Source organism: Mesorhizobium sp. M2A.F.Ca.ET.037.01.1.1, assembly GCF_003998075.1.
Lineage (GTDB): Bacteria > Pseudomonadota > Alphaproteobacteria > Rhizobiales > Rhizobiaceae > Mesorhizobium.
This window is the reverse complement of record NZ_RZSA01000341.1, coordinates 1-6,132: the sequence shown is the minus strand read 5'-3', so window position 1 is coordinate 6,132 and position 6,132 is coordinate 1. Positions and strand designations below refer to the sequence as shown.

At 64.5% G+C, this 6,132-nt stretch carries 6 protein-coding genes and 1 pseudogene; 6 read left to right on the top strand and 1 reads right to left on the bottom strand.

Features of this window, described 5'->3' with window-relative positions:
• The 6 genes and pseudogenes from EOA27_RS40750 to EOA27_RS17915 form a co-directional block, all read left to right on the top strand.
• Window positions 1–255 (top strand): annotated as a pseudogene (locus EOA27_RS40750) (glycosyltransferase family 1 protein); the annotation flags it as partial.
• Between the two features lie 2 nt (window positions 256–257).
• Window positions 258–1,388, top strand: a complete 1,131-nt coding sequence (locus EOA27_RS17935) for a glycosyltransferase (RefSeq protein WP_126079195.1) — start codon at window positions 258–260, stop codon at window positions 1,386–1,388.
• A complete protein-coding gene (locus tag EOA27_RS17930) occupies window positions 1,385–2,479 on the top strand; it encodes a glycosyltransferase (RefSeq protein WP_126079196.1) in 1,095 nt (364 codons plus the stop codon). Before EOA27_RS17935 ends, EOA27_RS17930 begins: the two co-directional genes overlap by 4 nt.
• Entirely contained in the window at window positions 2,476–3,585 is a 1,110-nt protein-coding gene (locus EOA27_RS17925) for a glycosyltransferase (RefSeq protein WP_127256812.1), read from the top strand. The genes EOA27_RS17930 and EOA27_RS17925 overlap by 4 nt, the downstream gene beginning before the upstream one ends.
• A 23-nt stretch (window positions 3,586–3,608) precedes the next feature.
• Window positions 3,609–4,643: a UDP-glucuronic acid decarboxylase family protein gene (locus tag EOA27_RS17920; RefSeq protein WP_126083543.1), complete on the top strand. Its 1,035-nt coding sequence runs from the start codon at window positions 3,609–3,611 to the stop codon at window positions 4,641–4,643.
• Between the two features lie 80 nt (window positions 4,644–4,723).
• Entirely contained in the window at window positions 4,724–4,909 is a 186-nt protein-coding gene (locus EOA27_RS17915; protein WP_126079198.1) for a hypothetical protein, read from the top strand.
• A gap of 17 nt (window positions 4,910–4,926) precedes the next feature.
• Here EOA27_RS17915 and EOA27_RS17910 read toward each other — a convergent pair.
• Window positions 4,927–6,132 (bottom strand): hypothetical protein (locus EOA27_RS17910; RefSeq protein ID WP_210214152.1); only part of this gene is annotated, 1,206 nt, incomplete at its 5' end.

Below are 6,132 nucleotides of genomic sequence, written 5' to 3'. Positions count from 1 at the left end.
CTCTCGGCCACGCCGCTGGTGCTCGCCGATATCGCGACCTACCGCGAGATCTGGGACGGCGCGGCCATGTTCTTCAACTCGCGTGATCCACACGCGCTGGCCGGCTGCATCGAGAGCCTGTCCCGTGACGAAAGCTTGCGGCGCAAGCTCGGCAGGCGCGCCGCGCGGCAGGCACGCAAATTCTCGCTGGGCAAGCAAGTGAGGATGATGCGCGACATCTACAATCGGGCGGCGCTGACCGCAGCGGGGCGTTGACCATGCGTTTTCTGTTCTACACCCATTCGGCGGTTTCCGACTGGAACCACGGCAACGCGCACTTCCAGCGCGGCATCATGCGCGAGCTTGTGGCGCGCGGCCATGAGGTGATCGCGCTGGAGCCCGCCGACGGCTGGAGCCGATCGAACCTGCTCGCCCAGCAAGGCCCCTTCGCCGTCGAGCGCTTCCGCAAGGATTTTCCGGAATTGATGGCGGTGACCTACGACGCGGGTTTCCAGCATGAGTCCTGGCTCGCCGGCGCAGATATCGTCATCGTTCATGAATGGACTGACCCTGAGCTCGTCGCTCGCATCGGCCGCATTCGGGGCCGGGGTGGCGATTTCACGCTGCTGTTCCATGACACCCATCATCGCGCCGTATCGGCGACGCAGGCGATCGCGGTGCTTCAGCTCGAGCATTATGACGGGGTTCTGGTCTTCGGCGAAGTGCTGCGGGAGAGCTATCTTCGTGCCGGCTGGGGCAGACGGGTCTTCACCTGGCATGAGGCGGCGGACGAACGGCTGTTCAAGCCGCTGCCCGAGATCGACCGTGAGTCTGATCTCGTCTGGATCGGCAATTGGGGCGACGACGAACGCAGCGCCGAGATCGCCGAGTTCCTGATCGAGCCCGCGCACGCCCTCGCGCCGTCGGGAACCGTGCACGGCGTGCGCTATCCGCCGGATGCGCTGACGGCCCTCGCGGATACCGGCTTGCGCTATGAAGGCTGGATCGCCAATGCCGACGTGCCGAAGGCCTTCGCCCGGCATCGCGTCACCATGCACATCCCACGCCGGCCCTACCGGGAGAGCCTGCCGGGCATTCCCACCATTCGCATGTTCGAGGCGCTGGCCTGCGGCATTCCGCTTGTGTCTGCGCCATGGTCGGATGTCGAAGGCCTGTTCCGCTCCGGAACGGATTTCCTCTTCGCCCGAAACGGCGCCGAGATGCGAGACCACCTCCGCGACGTGCTGAACGATCGCCAGCTAGCGGACGCGCTGGCCGCATCGGGCCTGGAGACCATCCAGGCGCGGCACACATGCCGGCATCGCGGCGACGAGCTGTTCGACATCCTCGCCGCATGCGGCAATCGCGCGGCGGCTGAAATCAAGCCTGCAAGGGAGGCGGCCGCATGAAGATTGCCTTTTACGGATCGAGCCTTCTGTCGTCCTACTGGAACGGCGCCGCCACCTATTACCGCGGCCTGCTCAAGGCACTGTCGCAGAGCGGCTATGACATCGTCTTCTATGAGCCCGACGTCTACGACCGGCAGAAGCATCGCGACATCGAAGCTCCGGACTGGTGCAGCGTCGTGGTCTACGAGCCGACTCCGCATGCGCTGATGCAGGTCGCCTCGCGCGCCGCGCAGGCAGACGTTGTCGTCAAGGCAAGCGGCGTCGGCTTCGAAGACGATGCGCTGCTGCGGGCAGTCCTCGACAATGCCCGCCCGGACGCGCTGACCGTTTTCTGGGATGTCGACGCGCCGGCGACCCTGAGCGAGTTGCGCAACGACGCCGAACACCCGTTGCATGAGGCACTGAAGAGGATCGGCATCGTGCTGACTTACGGCGGCGGCGACCCGGTCGTCTGGGATTATCGTGCGCTCGGCGCCGCGGAATGCGTGCCGATCTACAACGCGCTCGATCCTGAGACGCATCATCCGGTCGCCGCAAATCCGCGCTTTGCCTGCGACCTGGCCTTCCTCGGCAATCGGCTGCCCGACCGTGAGGCGCGCGTCGACGCCTTCTTCCTCGACCCGGCCCGCAGGCTCGGCAGCCAGCGCTTCCTGCTGGGCGGTTCCGGCTGGGACGACAAGTCCCTGCCCCCGAATGTCTCATGGCTGGGGCATGTCGGCACCAACGATCACAACGCCTTCAACGTCACGCCGAAGGCCGTGCTCAACATCAGCCGCGACAGCATGGCGGCCAACGGGTTTTCGCCCGCGACCCGTGTCTTCGAGGCGGCGGGGGCCGGCGCGTGCCTTCTGACCGACGCCTGGCTCGGCATCGAATTTTTCCTGACCCCCGGCGAAGAGATCCTGGTCGCCCGCGACGGGGCCGATGTCGCCGAGATCATGCGCACGCTGACGCCACAGCGGGCGGAGGCGATCGGCGCGGCAGCGCTGCGGCGCGTTCGGGCCGAGCATACCTACACGCTGAGGGCTCGGCTGGTGGACGACATCTTCAAGGCGCATTTCGAGCGCCGCGCAATGGAGGCTGCGGAATGACGAAACCGCTCGACATCGTTTTCCTTGGGCTCTCCCTGTCTTCGTCCTGGGGCAACGGCCATGCGACGACTTTCCGCGGATTGCTGCGCGCGCTCAACGATCTCGGCCATCGCGTCACCTTCCTCGAACGCGACGTCTCCTGGTACGCGCATCATCGGGACCTGCGCGATCCCGATTTCTGCGACTTGCGCTACTACGAGACAGTCTCGGAGCTGCGCCGAAACCACCGGCGGGAGCTGCAGCGCGCCGATGCAGTGGTGATAGGCTCCTTCGTGCCGGAAGGCAGGGTGATCATCGACGATCTTGCTTCGCTCTGCACGGGGCAGTTCTGCTTTTATGACATCGACACACCGGTGACGCTGGCGCGGGTTGCCGATGACGATTGCGACTATCTTGCCCGCAGGCAGATTCCCTATTTCGACGTCTACTTCTCCTTCACCGGCGGACCGACGCTGGAGCGGCTGGAGTCCGAGTTCGGCGCGCGCCGGGCGGAGGCGCTCTACTGCTCCGTCGATCCGACGCGACATCGTCGCACCAGACACGCCATCGAATGGGACCTTGGCTATCTTGGCACCTACAGCGCCGATCGCCAGCCCTCATTGGAAGCGCTGCTTCTGGAGCCTGCGCGACGCCTGCCCGACCGCCGCTTCGTCGTCGCCGGCTCGCAATATCCCTCCGATATCGCCTGGCCGGACAATGTCGAGCGGATCGAGCACCTGCCGCCTTCTGGACATGCCGCCTTCTACAGCCGCCAGCGCTATACGCTGAACCTTACGCGGGCGTCGATGATCGCGGCCGGATGGTCGCCCAGCGTGCGGCTTTTCGAAGCCGCTGCCTGCGGCACGCCGATCATAAGCGACCGCTGGCCCGGGCTCGACGATTTCTTCCTGGGACCGGCGATCGAGACGGCAGCTTTTGCCGCAGATGTCGAGGAGATCCTCAGCGCCAAATCCGAGCGGGCAAGGCTCGACATGGCCAGACGGGCGCGCGAGGCGGTGCTTTCAAGACATACCGCCATGGCAAGGGCACGTGAATTCGTTTCGGCGCTGACGCCGTCTGTGGGGATGCGTCCGGCGGTCGATCTTGACGTCGAAAGTGCGGCATGAGCGGCAGACAGGAGACCATCGATATGCGGCGATCTAAAAGGGCTGAACAAAGAAGGACCGCGCTTGTTGCCGGCGGTGCCGGTTTCCTCGGTTCGCATTTATGCGAGGCGCTGCTGCATGACGGCTATCGCGTGATCTGCGTCGACAATTTCCTCACCGGCAGAATGGAGAATATCAGTTCGCTGGTTGGCCAGGCGCGCTTTCGACTGATCGAGCAGGACGTTTGCACCCCTCTGGAACTCGGTGAACCTGTCGATCGCGTTTTTAACCTGGCCTGCGCGGCATCGCCGCCTCGCTATCAGGCCGACCCGATCCACACGACGCGGACCTGTGTGATCGGGACTCTCAACCTTTTGGAGCTCGCCGCCGGCAGCGGCGCCCGCTTCCTGCAAGCATCGACCAGCGAAGTCTATGGCGATCCGGAACAGCATCCGCAGCGCGAGGACTATGTCGGCCACGTCAACTGCACCGGACCGCGAGCCTGTTACGACGAGGGCAAGCGCGCCGCCGAAACGCTCTGCTTCGATTATCAGCGCGCCGAGATGGCGGATATTCGCGTCGCGCGCATCTTCAACACCTATGGGCCGAGGATGGACCCCGCCGACGGCCGTATCGTCTCCAATCTGGTCATGCAGGCGATCGAGAAGCGGCCGCTGACGATCTTCGGCGATGGCCGGCAGACCCGCTCCTTCTGCTATGTCACCGATCTGGTCGAGGGCTTGCGCCGCCTGATGGATGTCGACCCCAATCCACGCCAGCCAGTCAATCTCGGCAATCCCGGGGAGTTTTCGATCCTTGAGCTGGCAAGACTGGTGCGCGAGCTGACCGGCACCAGATCGCCCGTGAAATTCCTGCCTCTGCCTGAGGACGACCCGCGCCGCCGGCGCCCCGACATAGGCCGCGCAAAGGCGCTTCTCGGCTGGTCGCCCGAGGTGCCTCTCAGGCAAGGCCTGCTGCAGACGATCGTCTACTTTTCAGGGGTGGACGATCTGGCGATCGCGCCCGTCACTGCAATCGACAGGGCGGGTGGGGGAAAGCTGCAGAACCTGCAGCTCTAAAGCAGCGGCATCTTTTCACCGGGGCGGAACAACCACCCGACATCGCGGTTGGGCATGACAACCGCGATGGAGGACGAGCTGTGAAGCCGAAGCGATCAGTCAACGACATCGACCAGATGGCGGCGGCGGAAACCGCCGCGTTCCTGCGAAGAGCTTCCATCACCTATCTCGAGTGTTGCGTCAGCCTGATGATGACGCATCTGCGACGGGAAGAAGTGGCAAGCATCCTGGAGCAGGAAGCCGATATGCTGCGCAGGCTCGACTGACCCAGCGGGCTTGGCTTTCAACAGACCAGAAGCCGGACAAGTCCGTCTTTGTAACGTTCAACTGCGCGCGTCGACCGCATCCGCTCTTCCTCGTCAGTCGACTGCCCTGCAATCGTCCAGAGGCCAAGCTGAAACGCGAGATAGCAGGGCTCCAAATAGTCGACCAAAGCTCTGTCGATCAATGTCGCCTGCTCGATGCAGCCCACGAGCTTCGAAAGCTCGGCGGCGGACAGGTCATGTTCGACCCTTGCCCCGGCGATGTCCCATTCTATGCCCTGGCAGCCGATAAGATCGTGCGATCGGCAATGATCGAACGCATCTGTCTTGAGCAGGCTCCCGTGCGGGCGGACCAGAAATTCCCACGCATGCAGCCGTCCGTCGATCTCGACCCGGCGCGTCGGACCCGGTGACGGCTGGCCGGCAAACCAGCTCTGCAAGGCGTGCGCGAACCTCTCCCCCAGCGCTTCCTCGCAGTTTTGCACCGACATGCCTGCGAGCTGGTCCAGCGACGCGCCTGTCTCGTCGGTCTGCAGCTTGGCGGCGCGCCAGCCGAGGTAACGCCCAAGCCAATCGATCAGCAGATCCCTTGCCGGCCCTTCCCGGTCCAGCCTGTCGGCATCGATCCAGCGCTCGACCAGAAAACCGTGGCAGAGTCCGGCAGGCTGAGCGCCAAAGCCAGCTTCGTGGAGTACCTTGGCCGTACCAAGCTTGCGCTGTCCTGTCTCGCCAAGGCCCGCGAACTTGATCAGCCAGCGTTCGCCGCCGGCCGAAGCGATGAATTTGCGCCGCTCGAATGCCGGGAATGCAGGCGGCCAGGCGTCTGCCGGCGCAGATAGATGTTCCCGCCACGCGCCGCCGGAGATTTCCTGAAGCTCAACATCGGCCTTGCCGAGCAGATGTCCTATCCAGTCCCGTAGCCCGGGGGCAACCGCGCCGTCAAAGACATCTTCGAAGTCCGCGACATGGCTTTGGCACTGCGACAAGGCAGCGACGGTCTCGGCATCAGCCTGCGCGCCCGGCCCGCCGCGATGGCTCGGGAAGAGATGAATGCGCTCCTGGTCGATGCCCTGCCGGCGCAGCCAGACAATGACGGCATAAAGGGAGCTGCCGGAGAGGCCCGGGCCTTCATCGACGATGGCAAATTCGGCTCGCGGTCTGTCGCGCCAAGAGCCCAGAAGTTCTGGCGCCGCGCTCATGTGCCGGCTAAACGGATGGCCAATCAG